Origin of the sequence: Streptomyces swartbergensis, from assembly GCF_002148965.1 — a bacterium.
GTDB lineage: Bacteria > Actinomycetota > Actinomycetes > Streptomycetales > Streptomycetaceae > Streptomyces > Streptomyces swartbergensis.
The window spans coordinates 1-733 of sequence record NZ_NGFN01000817.1 but is presented as its reverse complement, the minus strand read 5'-3'; the positions used below and the strand labels follow the sequence as shown (position 1 = coordinate 733).

Sequence of the window (733 nt, the reverse complement as noted above, 5' to 3'; positions counted from 1 at the left end):
GCCCCGACCCCCCGCACGAACGTCTCCGGCGTCGCGGCCACCGTCCGGCCGCCCAGCAGGACGACGTCGATGTCGAGCAGCCCGACCAGGTTCGCCGCGCCCGCTCCCAGCACCCGTGCCGCCTCCTCGACATCGCCGCGCGCCACCGCGCCGAGGCACAGCGCCTCCACGCAGCCGCGGTCGCCGCAGGTGCACGGCGGGCCGTCCAGCTGGACCACCTGGTGGCCGAACTCCCCGGCCCCGGTCCGGGCTCCCCGGTGCACGCTCCCGCCGATCACCAGACCGGCCCCCAGCCCCGTACCGAGGTGCAGGTACGCGAAGGAGCCGCCCTCGCCCCCGGCCGCCAGGCCCAGCGCCGCCGCGTTGGTGTCCTTGTCGACCACGACCGGCACCCCGAGCCGCTCCGCCAGCGCCTCCCGCAGCGGAAAGCCGTCCCACTCGGGGAAGCCGGTGACCCGGTGCAGCACACCCCGGACGTGGTCGAGCGGCCCGGGCAGCGCCACCCCCACCCCGAGCAGGGAACCGGCAGGGGCGAGGAGCGGCCCGGCGGGCAGCACCTCCGCCACCGTCAGCGGCTCGGCTTCCGGCGCCATCAGCGGCTCGGCTTCCGGCGCCATCAGCGGCTCGGCTTCCGGCGCCATCAGCGGCTCAGTTTCCGGCGCCATCAGCGGCTCGGTTTCCGTCACCGTCAGCGGCTCGGCTTCCGGCGCCGTCGCCCGCGCGGCTTCCGTCA

The 733-nt window shown here is 76.9% G+C and carries 1 protein-coding gene; it reads right to left on the bottom strand.

Annotation, left to right across the window (positions count from 1 at the left end):
* Window positions 1-733, bottom strand: a 733-nt coding sequence (locus CA983_RS44510) for an ROK family protein (RefSeq protein WP_425276526.1), incomplete at both ends; no start/stop codon positions are given.